The organism is Rhodococcus sp. NPDC056516 (assembly GCF_042794655.1).
GTDB lineage: Bacteria > Actinomycetota > Actinomycetes > Mycobacteriales > Mycobacteriaceae > Rhodococcus_F.
The window spans coordinates 231222-249619 of sequence record NZ_JBHTTG010000004.1; the positions used below are offsets into that span (position 1 = coordinate 231222).

At 62.8% G+C, this 18398-nt stretch carries 17 protein-coding genes; 8 read left to right on the forward strand and 9 right to left on the reverse strand.

Annotation, left to right across the window (positions count from 1 at the left end; all coding sequences use genetic code 11):
• Positions 1 to 37 precede the first annotated feature (37 nt).
• The gene (locus ACFQ6Y_RS13945) at positions 38 to 1408 is read left to right on the forward strand and encodes a sulfatase (RefSeq protein WP_378633444.1); all 1371 of its coding nucleotides are present in this window, start codon (positions 38 to 40) and stop codon (positions 1406 to 1408) included.
• Here ACFQ6Y_RS13945 and cysC read toward each other — a convergent pair.
• The 8 genes from cysC to ACFQ6Y_RS13985 all read right to left on the reverse strand — a co-directional run bounded on the left by cysC (position 1405) and on the right by ACFQ6Y_RS13985 (position 8496).
• On the reverse strand, positions 1405 to 3285 hold the full coding sequence (cysC, locus tag ACFQ6Y_RS13950; protein ID WP_378633449.1) for an adenylyl-sulfate kinase: 1881 nt from the start codon (positions 3283 to 3285) through the stop codon (positions 1405 to 1407). The two genes, ACFQ6Y_RS13945 and cysC, sit on opposite strands and share 4 nt — an antisense overlap.
• Positions 3285 to 4199: a sulfate adenylyltransferase subunit CysD gene (gene cysD, locus ACFQ6Y_RS13955; RefSeq protein WP_378536407.1), complete on the reverse strand. Its 915-nt coding sequence runs from the start codon at positions 4197 to 4199 to the stop codon at positions 3285 to 3287. Before cysD ends, cysC begins: the two co-directional genes overlap by 1 nt.
• Entirely contained in the window at positions 4196 to 5005 is an 810-nt protein-coding gene (locus ACFQ6Y_RS13960) for a Stf0 family sulfotransferase (protein ID WP_019746329.1), read from the reverse strand. The genes cysD and ACFQ6Y_RS13960 overlap by 4 nt, the downstream gene beginning before the upstream one ends.
• Positions 5006 to 5127: 122 nt before the next feature.
• The gene (locus ACFQ6Y_RS13965) at positions 5128 to 6069 is read right to left on the reverse strand and encodes a copper resistance D family protein (RefSeq protein WP_378633456.1); all 942 of its coding nucleotides are present in this window, start codon (positions 6067 to 6069) and stop codon (positions 5128 to 5130) included.
• 4 nt (positions 6070 to 6073) lie between these two features.
• Positions 6074 to 6592, reverse strand: coding sequence for a copper resistance protein CopC (locus ACFQ6Y_RS13970; protein ID WP_378540943.1), 519 nt, complete (start codon positions 6590 to 6592; stop codon positions 6074 to 6076).
• Positions 6592 to 7260 carry a YcnI family protein gene (locus tag ACFQ6Y_RS13975; RefSeq protein WP_378536415.1) on the reverse strand — a complete coding sequence of 223 codons (669 nt, stop codon included), beginning with the start codon at positions 7258 to 7260 and terminating at the stop codon, positions 6592 to 6594. Before ACFQ6Y_RS13975 ends, ACFQ6Y_RS13970 begins: the two co-directional genes overlap by 1 nt.
• 52 nt (positions 7261 to 7312) lie before the next feature.
• Positions 7313 to 7828: a hypothetical protein gene (locus ACFQ6Y_RS13980; RefSeq protein ID WP_378633460.1), complete on the reverse strand. Its 516-nt coding sequence runs from the start codon at positions 7826 to 7828 to the stop codon at positions 7313 to 7315.
• Between the two features lie 14 nt (positions 7829 to 7842).
• Positions 7843 to 8496 carry a DUF6474 family protein gene (locus tag ACFQ6Y_RS13985; protein ID WP_378445457.1) on the reverse strand — a complete coding sequence of 218 codons (654 nt, stop codon included), beginning with the start codon at positions 8494 to 8496 and terminating at the stop codon, positions 7843 to 7845.
• A 124-nt stretch (positions 8497 to 8620) separates the two neighbouring features.
• Here ACFQ6Y_RS13985 and ACFQ6Y_RS13990 point away from each other — a divergent pair, with 124 nt between their 5' ends.
• From ACFQ6Y_RS13990 to ACFQ6Y_RS14005, 4 genes are all read left to right on the forward strand, one after another.
• Entirely contained in the window at positions 8621 to 10177 is a 1557-nt protein-coding gene (locus tag ACFQ6Y_RS13990; RefSeq protein WP_378445765.1) for a TM0106 family RecB-like putative nuclease, read from the forward strand.
• 410 nt (positions 10178 to 10587) lie between these two features.
• Entirely contained in the window at positions 10588 to 11349 is a 762-nt protein-coding gene (locus ACFQ6Y_RS13995) for a hypothetical protein (protein WP_378633464.1), read from the forward strand.
• A 217-nt stretch (positions 11350 to 11566) separates the two neighbouring features.
• Entirely contained in the window at positions 11567 to 12154 is a 588-nt protein-coding gene (locus ACFQ6Y_RS14000) for a hypothetical protein (protein ID WP_378633468.1), read from the forward strand.
• Between the two features lie 206 nt (positions 12155 to 12360).
• A complete protein-coding gene (locus tag ACFQ6Y_RS14005) occupies positions 12361 to 14688 on the forward strand; it encodes a putative bifunctional diguanylate cyclase/phosphodiesterase (protein ID WP_378633471.1) in 2328 nt (775 codons plus the stop codon).
• 55 nt (positions 14689 to 14743) lie between these two features.
• Here the strand turns inward: ACFQ6Y_RS14005 and ACFQ6Y_RS14010 are convergent, their stop codons facing one another.
• A complete protein-coding gene (locus tag ACFQ6Y_RS14010) occupies positions 14744 to 15511 on the reverse strand; it encodes an SDR family NAD(P)-dependent oxidoreductase (RefSeq protein ID WP_003944195.1) in 768 nt (255 codons plus the stop codon).
• A gap of 158 nt (positions 15512 to 15669) precedes the next feature.
• On the opposite strand from ACFQ6Y_RS14010, the gene ACFQ6Y_RS14015 reads away from it, so the two are divergent.
• Genes ACFQ6Y_RS14015 through ACFQ6Y_RS14025 form a run of 3 tightly spaced genes read left to right on the forward strand, consistent with a single transcriptional unit; the run spans position 15670 to position 18396 of the window.
• A complete protein-coding gene (locus tag ACFQ6Y_RS14015) occupies positions 15670 to 16260 on the forward strand; it encodes a hypothetical protein (RefSeq protein ID WP_378633476.1) in 591 nt (196 codons plus the stop codon).
• Positions 16253 to 16903, forward strand: a complete 651-nt coding sequence (locus tag ACFQ6Y_RS14020; RefSeq protein WP_378633480.1) for a DUF6308 family protein — start codon at positions 16253 to 16255, stop codon at positions 16901 to 16903. The genes ACFQ6Y_RS14015 and ACFQ6Y_RS14020 overlap by 8 nt, the downstream gene beginning before the upstream one ends.
• A gap of 35 nt (positions 16904 to 16938) precedes the next feature.
• A complete protein-coding gene (locus ACFQ6Y_RS14025) occupies positions 16939 to 18396 on the forward strand; it encodes a DUF222 domain-containing protein (RefSeq protein ID WP_378633484.1) in 1458 nt (485 codons plus the stop codon).
• Positions 18397 to 18398: the final 2 nt, after the last annotated feature.

An 18398-nucleotide genomic window follows, 5' to 3' on the forward strand; every position in this document is an offset into this window, starting at 1 on the left:
GTTGCCGCACGTGGGCGGGGCAACTAGCCTTGCCCACGTGTCGGCTGCGCGAGATAACGTCCTGATCATTCATTGGCACGACCTGGGGCGACACCTCGCGAGTTACGGTGTCGCCGGGGTCAACAGCCCCCATCTCGACCGTCTGGCGGCAGAAGGCATCCGGTTCACCGACGCACACGCGACGGCGCCGCTGTGCTCGCCTTCGCGCGGATCGCTCTTCTCGGGCAGGTATCCGCACAACAACGGTCTGATCGGGTTGGCGCACCACGGCTGGGAGTACCACGCGGAGGTGCAGACGCTTCCGCAGATCCTCTCCGACAACGGTTGGTACACCTCGCTCTTCGGCATGCAACATGAGACTGCGTATCCGAAGCGACTGGGCTATCACGAGTACGACGTCACGAACTCGTTCTGCGACTACGTGGTTCCGCGTGCCCAGAACTGGCTACGACGCTTCCCGCCCGAGCCGTTCCTGCTCACCACGGGATTCTTCGAAACGCATCGGCCGTACCCGACGGATCGCTACACCCCGGCGGACACCGCAGCCCTCGAGGTTCCCGGATACCTTCCGGACGTGCCGCAGGTGCGCGAGGATCTGGCCGAGTTCCACGGCAGCGTAGAGGTGGCCGACGCCGCGGTGGGTGATCTGCTCGCGACCCTCGAAGAAGAGGGGCTCGACGAGAACACGTGGGTCTTCTTCCTCACCGATCACGGCGCGGCGTTTCCTCGCGCCAAGTCGACGCTCTACGCACCGGGTACCGGCATAGCCTTGATCGCTCGGCCTCCGGCCCGGTATCGCAGTGGCGGAAATGAATACGAGACGCTGTTCAGTGGTGTGGATCTTGTTCCGACCATTCTCGATCTGCTCGGAATCGACGTCCCCACCGAGGTGGAAGGGCGCTCGCACGCCGATGCCCTCGTCGATCGTGGAACCGAGCCGTCCGAACCCGTCCGGACCTCCCTGTTCACGGAGAAGACCTTTCACGACAGCTTCGATCCCATTCGCGCCGTGCGAACCAAGGACTACAGCTACATCGAGAACTACGCCGTCCGCCCGGCTCTGGATCTACCGCTCGACATCGAGGACAGTCTTTCCGGAAAAGCCCTGGGCACCGAGCATCTGGCGGTACGTGCGCCTCGGGAGCTGTACGACCTTCGTGCCGACCCCGACGAGAAGGTCAATTTGATCGATCGACCGGAAGTCTCGGCTGTACAGGCGGAATTGTCTTCGCAGCTTCACAACTGGCGCGCCGAAACCGATGACCGTCTGCCCGACGAGGCATTGGGTAGCGCGATGGCCGTGCACCGCATGGCGGCGTACCTCGAGAAGATCGGTGTCCGGCCCAACGTGCGGTCCGCCTACAGCGCGGACCGCGGCTATCTCGAGTCGGACACCGAAAACCCCTAGGTTTGAGCGGTCTCTCGCTCCTCCAACAATGCGATGACCCGCTCGACCAGTTCACTGATGTCAGCGCCGGTCGTGTCGAAAGCCAGATCCGGAGCTTCCGGGGTTTCGTACGGTGCGTCGATTCCGGTGAGTCCCTTCAGTTCACCGGACCGCGCACGTGCATACAAGCCTTTGGGATCTCGACGTTCGCATTCTTCGACGGGAGTCGTGACGGCAACTTCCAGGAAGGTGAGGCCGGCAGCTTCGTTGAGAGCACGCGCAATCGCTCGATCCGAACGCAGCGGCGAGACCATCGACGCGATGGCCACCACGCCGGCGTCGGCGAACAGTCGCGTGAGATGCCCGACGCGACGGATATTCTCAGCCCGGTCTCCCGGCGAGAACCCGAGATCGTCGGAGATACCGTGGCGGACGTTGTCGCCGTCCAGAAGATACGCCGTGCGCCCGGCCTCGACCAGCGCACGTTCGACAGCCACGGCGACGGTGGACTTTCCGGAGGCAGGCAGGCCGGTCAGCCAGATCGTCGCGCCCTTCTGGGTGGTCGACGCCCACCGTCGTTGACGTTCGAGTGAGGACGGGTGCCATTTGATGTCGTTGCGGGTCTGCTCACCGGGAACGACAACGCGTGGTTCGAGAATGGTGCCGGCGCCGACGGTGTCGTTACTCTGCTCGTCGATCAGGATGAAAGCGCCCGAGTCCCGGTTGTGGTCGTAGGTGTCGGCGACCACCACGGAACTGGTTCGGAGCGTGACCGTTCCGATGTCGTTGAGTCCCAGTTCGACTGGGCTGTCCTGCTCGTCGAGCGTTTCAGGATCGAGACGGGTGTGGAGTTCTTGAACCGTCGCTCGCACGGTCCGGGACGTGTGTTTGAGTGCTATCCGGTCACCGGCGCGCAACGGGGTGTTGGACAACCAGCAGATCGTGGCGTCCAGTTCTCGGGCCAGCACGGGCAAATGAGCCTGCGTGCCGCCACTGACCAGAACATCGCCACGTCCGACGTCGATGTCGTCCGCAAGCTCCACCGAAACCGACAGTGGTGCAACGGCAGTGATGCGACCTTCGTCGAGAGTGTCCAATCCGATCACGGTGCTCTTCGATCCGGACGGCAGAACCACCACTTCGTCTCCGACGCTCAGAGTGCCTGCCGAAATTCTGCCGGTGTATCGGCGACGGTTCTGCGGATCGGGACGCGAAACCCACTGCACGGGAAGCCGAAGCTCCTCGGTGCGAGTTGCAGGCGCATGGAGTTCGACGCCTTCGAGGTACTCGAGGAGCGTCGGCCCGTCGTACCACGCGGTGTTCTCCGAGCGGGTCACGACATTGTCGCCGGCTTTCGCGGAGACCGGGATTGCAAGTACGTCCTCACGTCCGACTTGCCGTGCCAAGGCCCGCAATTCTTCCTGCACCTGAGCGAATCGCGCTTCGTCGAAGTCCACCAGATCGATCTTGTTCACTACCGCGACAAGGTTCGGAACACCGAGCAGCGCAGCGATTCTGGCGTGCCGACGCGTCTGACGCAGTACTCCGGTTCTCGCGTCGACCAACAGGACGGCAACGTGCGCGTTGGATGCGCCGGTGAACATGTTGCGCGTGTAGCGCTCGTGCCCCGGAGTATCGGCGAGGACGTAACTTCTTGTGGGAGTGGAGAAGAATCGGTAGGCAACGTCGATCGTGATTCCCTGTTCGCGCTCGGCGCGCAGCCCGTCGGAGAGTGCGGCCAGATCAGCGACACCATCCTCGTCGGTCACGGAATCGAGGTGATCGGTGGGCAGGCTGCCGGTGTCGTGCAACAGTCGGCCGATCAGGGTGCTCTTGCCGTCGTCGACGCTACCCGCCGTTGCCAGTCGCAGGAGTTGGCGAGTGATGGTGGTGGTCATCAGAAGTAGCCCTCACGCTTTCGGTCTTCCATCGCGGCGACCGAGGTTCGGTCGTCTGCGCGAGTCTCGCCTCGTTCGGAAACCGTCGCGGCCGAGATCTCGGTGACGACGTCGTCGATGGTGGTGGCGTGCGATCGAACGGCGCCGGTAATGGTCAGATCGCCGACGGTTCGGTATCGCACCCACTCGGTCGTTGCCGCGGCGTTCTCGGTGTCGGTGCTGAATTCCGAAGCAGCGAGGAGCATTCCGTCGCGCTCGAATACCCGCCGTTCGTGCGCGAAATAGATGGACGGCAGTTCCAGTTCCTCCTGGGCTATGTAGCGCCAGATGTCGAGTTCTGTCCAGTTGCTCAGCGGGAAGACACGAACGGACTCTCCGCGTCTGATCCGACCGTTGTAGAGCGACCACGGTTCGGCCCGTTGCGCCCGAGGATCCCACTGGCCGAACTCGTCACGGAAGCTGAGGACACGTTCCTTGGCTCGCGCGCGTTCCTCGTCCCGGCGGGCGCCGCCGAATGCTGCGTCGAATCGCCCGCCTTCGAGAGCGTCGAGCAGGGTTCTGGTCTGCAGGCGGTTTCGCGATCCGCTGGACTCGGTCGACTCCTGCACTCGACCCTGGTCGATCGAATCCTGAACGGAAGCAACCAGAAGTGTGTGCCCGCCCTCCTTGATTCGGCGGTCGCGAAATTCGATGACTTCCTGGAAATTGTGACCGGTGTCGACGTGCAGGACCGGGAAAGGGAGTGGGGAGGGTCGAAACGCCTTCTCGGCGAGTCGAAGCAGGACTATCGAGTCCTTGCCGGCCGAGAAGAGCAGTACCGGTCTTTCGAGTTCTGCCACCACCTCTCGAATGATGTGAACCGCTTCGGATTCGAGAACTCGGAGTTCGTCGACAACATCGGTGACGGTGCTCATGTGACGGGGTATCCGTTCTGTTCGGCGTCGATGCGGTAACGCTGCACCCATTCGCGGGAGCGTCCGTCGCTCTGACGACGCAGCGGCGGTGGTGGGGCCAGTTGTCCGTCGAGGCCGAGGGAGATGAGGGTTTTTGCGACCACGGACTGCGGGTCTTCGGTGAGATCGCGAAACCCGATCTCGATGGGGGAGATGTCCTCCTCTTCGAACCAGCGCTTCCACTGGCGTTCCTGCTCACCGAGAATCGTCACCAGGTGTGCGATTCCGAGCGCGTTGTACTGCGCACCGTCCGAGAGATTCGGTGGGGTCGCGTCGTCGCGCCAGACCTGTGTCTGCACGGCGCGCCACATCGACACGGCCTGAGCGACGACATCTTCTCGATAGACGTGGATGAACTGCAGGTCGTGATCGAGGGTGTCGTGGAGTGCGGAACGTAGGTCCGTCCCACTGCGCCAGGGCAATCCGGCCGCGCGATCGAGTAGAAGCGGCGTCTGGTTCCACATCAGCTTGCCACCCCAGACTCCGTTGGGGGTTCGGCCGAGTTCGAGAAGTTGTGTGCGCCACTGTTCGGAGGTGCGAGTGTCCGGCGTGCCCGGGTGGAACGGGGCGAGCAGACCCAGGACGGACTCGTCCGTGACGTCTTCGAACCACTGCCTCGGTTGCGGCGATCGCGAGGTCTCGGGGAGGTACTGGAAGAACTCTTCCGGCTCACCCGCAACCCCGGTTGCTCGCAGGGATTCGACCAGCAAAGTACTGCCGCTGCGCTGCGAAGCGCAGACGAGAAACGAGCGTTGGGCCTCCGTCATGCGAGCAACGCTAAGGGGGGCCGGAAACCGCCGCAAGCTGGGAAAATAAACTCACGTAGAGGTTAAATCTCGACGTGAAACGTTAAATGTGCGGGTCACGAAATGTCGCGCTGAGGCACGTCTTACGCAGTTGTCGCAAGGGCCGCGGCAAGCCCGAAAGCGATGGCCATGAAGACAACTTCACCGACGGCGCGGCGAAGGGATCCGTCCGCACTGATGCGGTGTGCGGCACTTGCGACCACCCACGTCCGGCGCCACCACCAACCCAGTGCGACGAGCAGGGCGATCGCCACGATCTTGGCGAGGATCACCCGGCCGTAAGCGGTGTCGTAGAAGGCGGAGAGCGAGTCGAGTCGCACGACGGCGTTGACGATACCGGTGACGACCAACGCGAGGACGCATCGCCAGGCGAGGGCGGAGTACTTTGGCAACCAGATCGCCCAGGCACCGCGCGACGGTACGGCAAGCGCGAGTGCGGCGAGCACGCCGAACCACAAGGCCGCAGCGAGGACGTGAACGGCGTCGAGGATCGATCCGAAGCTCTGCTGCGCCATGTGCCCGGTGATCGGGCGGGCAGCGAGGGCCAACGCGGAGACGACCAGTGCCGGTGCGACGGGAACGGTCTCGGGATTGGTGAATCCGTGGACGCCGTAGCAGACGACGGCAAACGCGCACGCGATGATCGCGACGCCGACGCGGCCGACGTTGACCTCGGAGACGAATGCGCCGAAGTGCCCGATGGTCAGCGAGGTGACCGGGGCGCCGTCGGCCGCTGCGGCATTGAGCACGAGGAGCGTGATCTCGGCGACGAGCCACACTGCTGCCACCGCGGTGAGCTGAGTCCACATGACGGCGGGGGTTGTTGCCGGGCGGCGTTCACTGCGGCCCATCCAGGCGAGCGTCGCGATGCCGAGCGTCAACGAACCACATCCGATCGCGAGAACGCGGACCGTGCTGGACGATTCGGGTCCCGACGGGCTGGCGAGGCCCCAGGCGATCAGGACTCCCAGCAGAGCTGTGGGTACGGCAAACAGCAACCACCACCTGTTTGCCGTACCCGTCACGCGATCAGCTCGACTTCGGCTTACGGAGCACGAAGAACAGCGCACCGCCGAATACGACGATGCCGGCGACGATGAAGATCCACACCGGCATGCTGCCGGACTCCGACTCACCCGTGCTCGACGCGGCTGCAGCGCCGGGAGTTCCCGACCCTGCCTCGGTGAGGGTGAAGGTCAGGGTTCCGTTGACGGGGTGACCGTCAGCGGAGGTGACGCGGTACGCGATGGTGTAGACGCCGGTCGGTCCGAGATCGCCGAGGTCTGCACTGACAGTGGGACCTTCGACGGACGGATCGCTCTTGGTCCAGAGGTTGCCGTCCGGGCCGGTGACGGTCAGTGCCGCGAACTGCGCCTGCAGGGCCTCGTTGAACGTGACCGAAACCTTGTCAGGCGCAGCTTGAACGGACGCGCCGTTTTCCGGGTTTGAGCCGACCACCGCGGAGTGTGCACTGGCAGTGCCCATTCCGAGCATCGTGGCCAGCATCGCGAGCATGCCGACGGCGATGACCTTGATCCGGGTACTCATCAGCGCTTGCTCCTGACCAGTGCGCCGAGACCGAGTGCAGCGCCCAACGCGCCGAGCACCAGGCCGACGCCGCCGAGCCAGCGGGCGGTGTTGTCCGACGAAGAAGATTCGGATGCGGCGGAAGTCTCGGCAGTGTTATCGGCAGAGGGGGCTCCGTGGGCATCGCCGGTGGATGCGGCGAGAGTCAGCGTCGGCGCGGGCTTGTCCGGCTCACTGCCGTCGGCCAGCTCTTCCTGATCCCAGTTGACGACGTTCCCGTCGCTGTACGTCTGGACGGCCTTGAACTCGACCTCTTCCTGCTCCGGCAGCGGGCCTGCCGAAAGAACGAACTGCTGGAACTGGCCGGGCGCGATTCCGACGCCGGGGTCGGCGGTCCAGGTCACGGACTTGGCGACCAACGTGGTGGGGTCCTTCTCCACGACGGCGGTCCAGCCGGGCAACGGTTCGGTACGTGCCGACTTGAGGTCGGGGAGCGCCACCGTCAGCTTGGTGGTCGAAGCGGTGTCGGATTCGGTGGGCACGCGGAACGTGAGAACGGAGTATCCGCCCTGCGTAGCTCCTGGTGCGACGACGCTGACGTGTGCTGAAGCAATTCCGGCGGCCAGCAGCACGGCGCTGCCGGTAGCAACGGTCGTGACAACCGCACGCGAAATCAGGGTGTTCTTCATGTCGGGAAGTGTCCTCTTGGTCTGGTGAAGGGGTGGGGAGTTCTACGAATCTTCAGACCAGGGCAGGAGGACCGCGCCGCGAGATGCTGGCGCGCAGTAGAGCGTCGACGGGTCCGTGATGGATTCCGGTCGAGACGGTGTGACCGCGGGAAGTGACGGCGGCGGGCGCCAGGGACGCCAGGACGACGTGAAGAGCGTGGGTGACAACCCGGTAGAGGCGCTCGGCGGCCAGGACCGCCACCGCACAGGCGGCGGTGGCACCGGCGTGAGCACCGAGCATCACCAATCCCGGAGCGGGCGAATGAGCGTGCTCGGAGAGCGTCATGGTGGTGTGCGCGGCAAGCTGACCCAGGCCGAGAGCCACGATCAGTGCAGCGGGCCCCCGAGAGAGGGCGGGAAGGGTGGCCGTCACCGCGCCGACGGTTGCGCAGACCGCGAGCAGCAGGGTCAGCGACGACGACTGTGGCAGCTCGCCTCCACCGATTCCGTGCGCAGCGACAGCGAGAGCAGCCGAAGCGGAACCGACAGCTGTCCCCCGGAGGGTCGCGGTCTGCTCGGCTGCTCTCACTGGCTTACTCAGGTCTAGCGCACGCCGAGACGTGCGAGCAGATCTGCTTCGACGCCGTCGAGTTCGGAAGAAATTGCCTGATGAGCTGCCTTACGGCGAGCCTGCGGCATCTGCTCCGCAGCGCGAACTGCCGTGCTGAGGTCGCCGAGGCGCTCACGGATGGCGGCGGCAAAACGCTGCGTCTCCGCGTCGTCGGGCTTGCGGCTGAGGATCTCGGTGACCGAGCTCTCGGCACCGGCGATACGAGCGCTCAACTTCGCGCCGTGACCGGTGTAGTCACCGAGCTGGTCGACGGCGATGCCCATCTTCTGTGCGCGCGTGGTGTCGAGCTGGGCGCGCACTGCCGTGGCCGCACGGTAGGCGATCGGCAGGAGAACGGGGGCAAGCAGACGTGCCACACCCAGGTACTTACGCACCTTGGCGACGGTCAGGCCCTGATTCGCAGCGGCCTTCTCCTGCGCCTTCAGGGTCGCGATCTGCGCCTTCTCGATCTTGTGCGCTGACTCGATCTCGGCTTTCTCCAGCTTCTTGAGCGACTTGGTCTCGACCTTGTCGCGCTTACGCTGGCTCTTGGCGTTGAGCTTCGCCTCGACCTCAGCCTTGTGCTTGAGAGCCTTTGCCTCCGCCTTGCGGGTGGCACGAGACTTTCGCTTCTTGAACAACCCCATCGAAAAGGACCCCGTTTCCAGGTGTTTGTGTGTTGCCAGGTACCTGCGCTTCGGCTTCAGCCTAGGGGAGCACATAATCTTCGTCATCGTGTGTTCCGTTAACAACCCCGCGCCCCAGCTCCCGATCATCGATTCGGGGGCGTTGACCCGATGCCGTCATCGGGTGCGTCTGGACGGGTTGTTTCCCGGGAAATCGGCTTCGGAACCCGTCGACACCGGCGTGAAGCAGCGCCAGGATGCCGCGATCGCGAAGCGCGCGGAGATCGCCGACCTGGTGATCGGCGCTGCTCCCGAGCGTTGGGTGAAGATCAACCCCGATCAATCGGCGTCGGCGCAGGCTCGCGACACTCTGGCTGCCTGTGAGGCCGGCGCGGACCGGATCTGGGGCGCGGTCCTGCCGGTCGAGCGCGATACCGGCCGCAAGGGCCGCTGCGAAATGCTCATTCGTGACGACGAGGGCGGCGGGTATATCCCCGTCATCGTCGTCAATCACAAGGTGACCGATCCCGGCCAGGGCGCGATCACCTCGGGGCTCTTCGAATGGGAGCCCGCGGTCGATCCCAAACGCAAGGTCCGCAGTCAGGTCCGCGATCAGATGCGCGTCGCGCAGGTCTATCGGATGCTCGAGCGTCGTGGGCTGGCGAGCCCGTCGCTGACGGCAGGCGCGATCGGATACAACGGAGACTGCATCCTCGTCCACGACCTCAGTGCGATCCTCGACGATTACGACGAGCGTTTCGCCGACCGTATCGCTGTGGCCCGCGGTGAGGTGCTGACGTCTCCGTCACAGGTGAGCGAGTGCAAGTCGTGCCCGTGGTGGACGGAATGCAAGCAGGAGTTGGTCCGCAACCGTGATGTCAGCCTGGTCGCTGTCGGATCGCGGGCCGAGCTTCTGCGCGACGTCGGCTGCAACACGATCGATCAGCTGGCCGCCTGGGACGGTGAGCCGCTAGAGGATTGGCCGCACGGAAATTTCGACGACGCAGTGGTGATCGCCAAGGCGTGGTTGGTGGATGCTCCGTTGGTGCGGCGGTTCGAGAAGATCTCGGTGACTCGGGCGGACATCGAGATCGACGTCGACATGGAGAGCTATCAGGAGCACGGCGCCTACCTGTGGGGAACGTTGCTCAATGTCGGCGGCTTCTCGATGTATCGAGGATTTGCGACGTGGGATCCGTTGCCGACCCGTGACGAGGCGCGGTCGTTCGCAGAGTTCTGGGGCTGGCTGATGGCGGAACGTGCCGCAGCCGCCGCTTCGGGCAAAACCTTTGCCGCGTACTGCTATTCGCGTTCGGCCGAGGACAAATGGTTGTTGGACTCGGCGCGCAGGTTTGCCGGTGAACCCGGGATTCCGAGTAAGGACGAGATCCGCGAATTCATCGACAGTCCGCAGTGGGTCGACATCTATCAAGCGGTGAGTGATCAGTTCATCTGCCCGAACGGCAAGGGACTCAAGAAGATTGCCCCCGTCGCCGGATTCAACTGGCGTGACGCCGAAGCCGGTGGTGAAGCGTCGATGGCGTGGTACCGCGAGGCGGTCGGCTACGACGGTGAGCCGGACGAGACGCAGCGGACACGCATCCTGCAGTACAACGAGGACGACGTCATCGCCACCAAGGTCCTCCGTGAGTGGATGACGGACCGCGCGGAGAAGGAAATTCCGCTCGCCTCGGACCTGTAAGTCGGCGGCCTCGACGTATACTTGGCCGACGTTGCACGAGTCAGGGGGGCTGACTCGTGCGTCCGAGGGGGAATCGTGGGTACGTTTGCGGCAGATATCGCTGAATTGAAAAGCTTGGGCGGGGTGCTGCACGGGCTCGCGGATGAAGCTGGTCGGCTGAGCGTGGGACCGTCGGCCGGTGCTCCTCCGGCCGCTGGGGGCACGTTTGTCCCCATGGCGCCTGGGCCCTTGCTCGGGAATTCTTCTTTTGCCCCAGCGAATACGGTGCTGACCTCTTTTCTCGAAGCATCAGCGATCTCGCACGAGCTTGTCGAGGGTTTGCTGGTTCCCTCATTGCGAACATTCCCGAAGCCGACGGCCAATCGACCGGTCAGCTCAATCCTGATCTTTTGCAAACAGTTTCACGCAGCATGAGCCCCTACGTTTCGGACCTTGCCGGCAGTCCGGGTCCGAACGTCGCTGGATTCGATCGCGGGGAATGGGCCGATCCCACTGATAACAACCAGTACAAAGGCTCTGCCAATGTTTTCGCGCTGATGAATACTGATGAGGGGGCAGGAAGGATACTCACGCAGGCTGCCATTGCCGAACAATTGGCATCGGAAGGTCGGTATGCCGCAGATCCCACCGGTAGCGACTCGAGGGCCGAGTTGGAAAGGGTCGGTAGGTTGCACGGCTTGATCGATCGCGGGGTGCTCGAGGCCGTTCAAGACCAATACGATGACAAGGCTGCGCACGCTCAGGTCATCTACGATCGAAAAGAAGCTGCATTCACCGCACTGTCGACGATGGGTTCCTTTGGCATCGAAAAACTTCCAGGTGGCGAGTTCGTCAACTTGATGATCGATAGTTCGGGGAATTCCTTGCAGAGTGCGATGATCGGGAAGCCTCCGGGTGGAGCAGATCAGGCGGCCCTCAACCCTCCTGATTTTCAGCGTGACACCTACAACATTCTGAGGGCAGTGCCCGAGATGCCCATGGAGATCCGGGATCAGTACGGGAAGTACTTCGACGAATCGGGGCAACTGATGAGCTGGAATGAGATGGTGAAGACTGAGCCCGACGATATCAAGCTTGGTGCGGACTGCGCGGAAATGTTCGAAGTCTTGGGTGGTACCGATGCGGATGGCATTTTGCATGCATATCAAATCGTCGTGCTGACCGATGGATAAGCGCGTTCGGAGCGTAGCGGTTTTGTCTCTATGTGTCGCTCTGGGTGTATCTGCCTGCGGTACATCGGATCCCGAGGGTCGTGGCGCGGCCGCCGAAGTGGTCCCGGCCTTCGACAACTTTGTGCCGAACGTGTGGTCAGCAGATGCCGGCGTCGATTTGTTCTCGCGTGGATCGGAACTGCTGCGAGCAGCGTTCGAGCCGAGACGCTACTGGCCTGTGATCAGTGAGGTCGACGACTTCTTTCCTGGCTATACCTCGGCTCTTGTGGAACAACCGCGCCCGGGGCAGAGCACACGGTTCGCTGAGCGGGCAGAGTATCTGGCTCCTTTGGGGGAGACCGTATTTGCTCATATCACCGACTACTCTGCAACGGATACCGAGGTGTCGGGCACGGTGTGCAGCTACATGATCAATACGACGGAGGGGCGAAACTGGTCGGTAGAGTTTCCGGACCACGCGTATCGAATTGTGTTGAAGAATCGGGGTGAGAGTCCGGGTTTGCCGGGCGTTGTCGATTCCGATCCCGAGCGAGGGGAGCCTGGGGACCGTACGCCATCCTGGGATGTGTTCGGGTCGTGGAAGATTCAGCCCTACGTCTATCTCTCGGGGTCGTCGAATCCCCCTGCGAATGGCGGCAACGGTATTCCGCCAGGGTGCCAGGATTGGTGGTTGCAGCAGTTTCCGGAGCTGATCTATGAAACTCCGACTGCGCAGTTGCGGCGCCAGCCAAAAGGTTTTGTGGCTCCGGTATTGCCGTTGGGTGTGCAGTATCCGGGGTGGATCGGTCCGGCTGATGTGTCATAAGTTTCAGCCCGTTCGTGTTCTGTCAACATTGTCGATGGCTATGCAATTCCGGGGTGGATCGGTCCGTCGTAGCGCCTCCAATGTCCTAAAAGCATGAAATGCCCAAGTTGGCAATGGGGTTCGCTACCCAATTATCTCCCATAGGGTGTCGCTCCTGCGTGCACGCGCTACCTTCATCTGGTCGGCTCCACGATGGAGGGTGTTAAATGCTGAGCAGGCTGACTTCGAGTGCGAGCGACGCCGAACTGTCTGACGTCGAGCGGCGCGACCTCTTCGCACGCCAGATACTGCAGGTGACGACGGTCGCGCCACTGGCCAACATGGTCAATGTACTCAGCGTGTGCGCTTTGCTTGCGTATGTCATACCTCCCGGTCACAACGAGTTTCGGGTGATATGGGGTGCTGCGGCCTTCTTGGTCGTCCTCAACTCGGTGCGTGTCTGGATACCGCGAGTCGTCCTGAAGGGTCGGTACACGCCCAAACATACGACGAGGTACGACTACTGGGCGCTCATGCTCGAGGTGATCCTGCTTGGGCTTCTGCTTGTAGTTCTCGCCGCCGCGATGCTTCCCGTGACGGACAACTCGCGAAAGCTTGTGCTTATAGCGACATTCGCCGGGGTCATGGGTGCCGGCGCCGTAGCATTGTCGACGGTTCGGTCGATAGCGGTAGCGTGGATTCTGGTGCACAGCATCGGATTGCTCGTCGTTATCCTGCCCAAGAGAACCACGGAATACGCTGTCCTCTCGTTCCAGTTGGTCGTTTACTCGGTGACACTGATTATCGGCGTCGTGTACCTCTGGGCGTCGTTCCGAAGTCGTTGTCTTGCCGAGTTCGAGGCTGCTGCCGAGCGTCAGACAGTCGGTTTGCTCCTCGACGATTTCGAGGGCGGGTCACGCGACTGGCTGTGGGAAGTCGACACCACCGGGACGTTGTCGCACACCTCCGCTCGGCTGTCGGAGATTTCGGGCGTGCCCGTTTCCGACCTCCGAACCTTGTCACTGAGGGGTTTGTTGGATCGGCTCGACGTCGGTTCGACGAAAAGCGGTCGAGCCGCGGTCCAGGTCATCGGAGATCACCTCGATCGCCTCGTACCGTTTCGAGAGGTCGTCGTTCCCGTACGTGTTGACGACGTCGACCGATGGTGGTCTCTGTCGGGTCACCCCAGGCTTTCCGAGTCCATGGAGTTCGTGGGTTGGCGCGGCGTGGGTTCGGACATCACCGAGAAGTACAGCTACGAACGGCGAATTCTTTGGCTGGCTGCAACCGACGGACTGACCGGGCTTCCCAACCGTCGGACATTCGGTACGGAGCTGTCCGACGCGCTCGGCTCGGTCCGGACAGGCGAGCAGATCCTTGTCGGCATCCTGGACCTGGACAACTTTAAATCGGTGAACGACACCCTCGGGCACCCCGTCGGTGACAAATTGTTGATTTCCGTTGCTGCACGGCTCAATCGGGTGGTTGACGGTGCCATGTGTGCCCGAATCGGTGGTGATGAATTCGGGCTCATCGTGCGTGGGTCGCAGGACAGCGGCACGGTGTTCGTACGTTATCTGGCTGCATTGCGCGAGCCGTTTTTCGTGCGGGGAAATCGAATCGAGGTTCGGGCATCGATTGGTTATGCCAGTGCACCGGCAGACTCCGAAGACGCCGACACTCTCGTCATGTCCGCCGACCTGGCGCTGTATGCGGCAAAATCCGCTGGTAAGAACCGGGTAGAAAGATACTCACCGGTGCTGCGGGCGCGGGCCAGGGAACGAGCATCGGCCCTGCAAGAGCTTGGGCTTGCGATCGAGTCCAGGCAGTTCGAGCTGTACTACCAACCGCAGGTTCTTGCAGACAATGGACGCGTCGAGGGATTCGAGGCACTGCTTCGCTGGAATCATCCGGTGCGGGGAGTGCTTGCGCCGCACATTTTCATCGATGTCGCGGAAGAGACGGGCTTGATAGTCCCGTTGGGGCTCCAGGTTCTGCACATGGCGTGCGCCGAGGCGACGACGTGGCCCGACGACACCTACGTGACGGTGAACGTCTCTCCGGTGCAATTGATGTCGTCCGGCTTCGGATCAGCAGTCAACGATGCGTTGGAGGCAACCGGTCTGTCCAGCAAACGACTTCAGCTGGAAATCACAGAAACGGGAGCGGTCGAGGAGCTTGCCGTCGCCGAGCTGGATCGCCTACGCGCCAGCGGGATTGCGATTGCCTTGGACGACTTCGGAACCGGCTATTCGTCTTTCGAGAGTTTGAAGAAACTGCCATTGGACATTCTCAAGATCGACCGGTCGTTCATCACCGAATTGAGCGAAGGTGATTCGGCAGTTGTCACGTCGGTGGTCGAGGTGGCGAAGGCGCTCGGAATGCAGTCGTTGGCGGAAGGCGTGGAGACAGCCGACCAGTTGAGGCTCTTGCGCACCGCCGGTTGCGAATTGGTCCAGGGCTACTACATCAGTCGACCGATGCCGGCGACAGAGGTGGCCGAGTACCTGAGCGCAACTGCACAAACCAATGGTGGAAATTTTCATGCGTTCTGACAGCTGTGCGCCTTTATTAACCGCGGGCGGTTAATAAAGGCGCACAGCAGGGAAGTTAGCGCGGCGCCATGCGCAGTGCGCCGTCCATGCGGATGGTCTCGCCGTTGAGGTAGTCGTGCTCGACGATCATCTGCGCGAGCTGCGCGTACTCGGACGGCTGGCCCAGACGCGACGGGAACGGAACGCCGGCTTCGAGGCCCTTGCGGTACTCGTCGGTGACGCCTGCGAGCATCGGGGTGTCGATGATGCCGGGAGCGATCGTGTTGACGCGGATGCCGAACTGCGCGAGGTCGCGGGCAGCCGGAACCGTCATGCCGTGCACGCCGCCCTTGGAAGCGGAGTACGCGATCTGGCCGATCTGTCCTTCGAAGGCGGCAACGGACGCGGTGTTGATGACGACGCCGCGCTGGCCCGACTCGTCGACGGCCTCGGTCTTGGCGATTGCGTCGGCGGCCAAGCGCATGACGTTGAAGGTGCCGAGCAGGTTGACGGTGATGACCGTGCGGAACAGCTCGAGGTCGTGCGGACCCTTCTTGGACAGGATGCGTCCGGCCCAGCCGACACCGGCACAGTTGACGACGATGCGCAGCGGGGAGCCCGACTCGACGATCTGATTGATCGCTGCTTCGACCTCTTCGCCGCTGGTCACGTCGGTGGGGATGAGGGTGACGCCGGCGGGGACGTTGTCGCCTGCGCGCTCGATCGACGCGGGCAGATCCAGGCCGAAGACGGTAGCGCCGGCGTCGGCGAGGCGCTTGGCTGTTGCGGCGCCGAGGCCTGATGCCGCTCCGGTGACCAGTGCTGCGGTTCCCTTGATTTCCACTTCGTGTGCTCCTCGAGTTAGCGATCGGTAAGGCGGTGGTACGTGTCGAGAACCATAACGCGAGGGTGTATGTGAGGGCGAACGCGCGAGACCCGCGCAGGGCTGGGTACCTTGGACGCGAGGTCTGAGAGCAAAGCACCGGACGAGAGGGGACCTGCGTGAGCAAGGCGCCTGTGCGTCCCGCCGCTTCTGTCGAGAATTTCGAGCGGTTGCAGCGCGACCCGCTCTTCGAAGATCTTGCAGAGCTGATTGCCGAGGTTCTCTCCTACGCGTTCGACGCGCCGGCCGACGTCGAGATCGAACAGTGGACGATCAGTTGCCTGCCGTCGACAAATCGATCGGCGGAGCGCCATCGCTTGTTCACTCTCAATATCGGTCCGATGGAGATTCTGAGCGTCGAGTGCCATCTGGTCGGCGGTAAGCCGATCGAGCACGTGATGTCCGTGTACGTGTCCAGTTCGGCACTGGAATCGCGAACCGGCTGCAGCATCGAAGAACTCGACGCCAAGCACGATCTGGTTGCCATCAGACGCACGGAATTGGCGTCGGCCGACGGCGACGGGACCGTGATCGACTGCAGTCTCGAGGACTCGGATGCGTTGGAGCAGTTTGCTCGACTGCCCGTCGACGTGACGACGGTTCGTCCACTCGCGGAGCATCTTGTTGCCAAGGGCAAGGGCCCATTCCGGCAGTATCACAACTCTGGATTTGCCAAGTACGTATTGGAAAGGTCGCTCGACCATGGTTGATCAGTTGCCCATCCGCCTCCCACGTGTGCTGCGTGACGGGGACGATTCCGGCGCGCTCGACGTGTTGGAGGAATACTTCACGCGACCGCTCCGCAAGACGGGTTATCTGCGAACCGGCGCGCTGTGGGATTCCTGGGATCCCAGTGGCAATCGCGAGCGTGATGCAAACATCTTCACCGCGGAAGACCTTGTTGCGGTGACGCTTCTGTCGGTTCAGGTTCCGGCGCAGGGAGCCTTCTTCCTTCTCGGCGAAAACAACGCCGAATTGAACCGTCTTCTGGCCGACGTCGGACCGGATCGCGATCTGTCGAACGAACCCGACCCCTTCACCCCGGAATCTCCGGTGTGGCGGTTGGAGACGGCGCTACGAGAGATTCACGGCGTCGGGCGAACCATGGCGTCCAAACTGATCGCACGCAAGCGTCCGCGACTCTTCCCGATCTACGACGACGTCATCGGGCGGGAGTTGGGAACGAAGGCTGCCCATCTGGAACCGGTTCGCGCAGCCATGCGGGAAGGCGAGTTGCAGAGTCGTCTCCTCGACCTACGCGCACGTGCAGGTCTCGACGAATCCATCCCGGTCATCAGGGTGTTGGACGTGCTGGCGTGGATGCAAGGTAAGGGATACAAACCGGCACTCTAGCTTTCTTGTCGGTGGGCGGGTCTAGTGTCGAATGTATGTTCGATGATGGATTGACGAGCGGTGTGGGGACATCCGTCGATGACGGCCGTCCTGTCGTCGATCCAGTCGTGCTGCCGGACATGCTCTTTGCCACGGCGCAGAGTGAGAACATGCTTGCCGCGCAGAAGGTGCTCGGCGCATCCATGTTGTCGGAGTCGAGATTCAATGCCGAACTTGACGCGTCCGGTGATGTCGACAAGGCGTGGCGGATTGCATGCAACGAGATTGCGGTCATGCTCACTTGCTCACGTCGTACTGCCGAAGTCCACATCGAGATCGGTGACGCCCTACGCGAGTTCCTTCCGCTCACCAAGGCCGCATTCGCCGCCGGCGAGCTGGACTATGCGCGTGTGCGCAAGATTGTCGACGGACTCACCGGGGCCGACCCCGAGGCGATCGCAGCACTCGAGCGCCGGGTACTTGCCTCGGCGCACCGTCTTCCTCCCGGGCAACTCGAGCGCGACATCGAACGTCAGCTCTTTGCCTACGATCCGGATGCTGCTGCCGAACGTCGCCGGAAGATGCTGGAGCACCGCGATGTTCGTACGCGTGCCGACCGTCACGGCCTCGCGCAGTTGCAGGCAACACTCAGTGCCAACGAGGCCGTCGAGGCCCTCGGCCTGATCAACGATGCCGCCGGAAGCGTCTGCAACCACGATCCACGAAATGCCTCGACGCGCCGGGCTGACGCGCTGGTCGCTCTCCTGCACGGCGAGAACGGGCTACGTTGCCAGTGTGGCAGCGAAACGTGCGAGGCTGCATCCACGGCAGCCCAATCATCTACATCCTCACGTCGGAAGCCGTTGTTGCACATCGTGTGTGATCTGGCGACGCTCCTCGGATTGACGTCAGATCCCGCGAGCATCGACGGGTACGGACCGATCGATCCTGATTTTGCTCGCGAGCTTGCTGCTGATTCCACCTGGCAGGCGTTGTTTGTAGATTTCCGCGCCCAGGCCGCCGGGAATCGGCCTCGCCGGCAACATGCTCCGGCTGTCCTTCCGCCTGTCACCCGGCATGATCGCCCGGGCCGCGAACCGAACGGCTGCGGCGATCGGGTTCGGGCAATGCAACTGAAGGTGGCGGAAGCACCGGACATAGTTCGAAGATCGGATGGGCATGGCGCCCAGCCCGATCCACCTCCCGGCGCGCTGACCTATGCTCCGGGAGCGGCACTGGCCGCATTGGTGCGGGCCGTCGACGGTCACTGCCGGTTCCCTGGTTGTTCGGTGCCCGCGAACAGGTGCCAACTCGACCACGTCACCGAATTTGATCCATCCGATTCGAAACGTGGTGGGTGGACCATTGCGAGCAACCTCCAATGCCTGTGTCGTCATCACCATCAGGTGAAGACATACAGGTTGTGGACGCCGGTGATGCTGGAGGATCGAGCCATTCACTGGACCGACAACACCAGCGGGTTGACGGCTGTCACAGTTCCGGAGAGGATCTGACC

Bases quoted from the DNA above. Each gene is read 5' to 3' on its own strand.
- cysC (WP_378633449.1), bottom strand. From the start codon at position 3,285: ATGACCACCACCATCACTCGCCAACTCCTGCGACTGGCAACGGCGGGT.
- cysD (WP_378536407.1), bottom strand. From the start codon at position 4,199: ATGAGCACCGTCACCGATGTTGTCGACGAACTCCGAGTTCTCGAATCC.
- ACFQ6Y_RS13960 (WP_019746329.1), bottom strand. From the start codon at position 5,005: ATGACGGAGGCCCAACGCTCGTTTCTCGTCTGCGCTTCGCAGCGCAGC.
- ACFQ6Y_RS13970 (WP_378540943.1), bottom strand. From the start codon at position 6,592: ATGAGTACCCGGATCAAGGTCATCGCCGTCGGCATGCTCGCGATGCTG.
- ACFQ6Y_RS13975 (WP_378536415.1), bottom strand. From the start codon at position 7,260: ATGAAGAACACCCTGATTTCGCGTGCGGTTGTCACGACCGTTGCTACC.
- ACFQ6Y_RS13985 (WP_378445457.1), bottom strand. From the start codon at position 8,496: ATGGGGTTGTTCAAGAAGCGAAAGTCTCGTGCCACCCGCAAGGCGGAG.
- ACFQ6Y_RS13995 (WP_378633464.1), top strand. From the start codon at position 10,588: ATGAGCCCCTACGTTTCGGACCTTGCCGGCAGTCCGGGTCCGAACGTC.
- ACFQ6Y_RS14005 (WP_378633471.1), top strand. From the start codon at position 12,361: ATGCTGAGCAGGCTGACTTCGAGTGCGAGCGACGCCGAACTGTCTGAC.
- ACFQ6Y_RS14020 (WP_378633480.1), top strand. From the start codon at position 16,253: ATGGTTGATCAGTTGCCCATCCGCCTCCCACGTGTGCTGCGTGACGGG.
- ACFQ6Y_RS14025 (WP_378633484.1), top strand. From the start codon at position 16,939: ATGTTCGATGATGGATTGACGAGCGGTGTGGGGACATCCGTCGATGAC.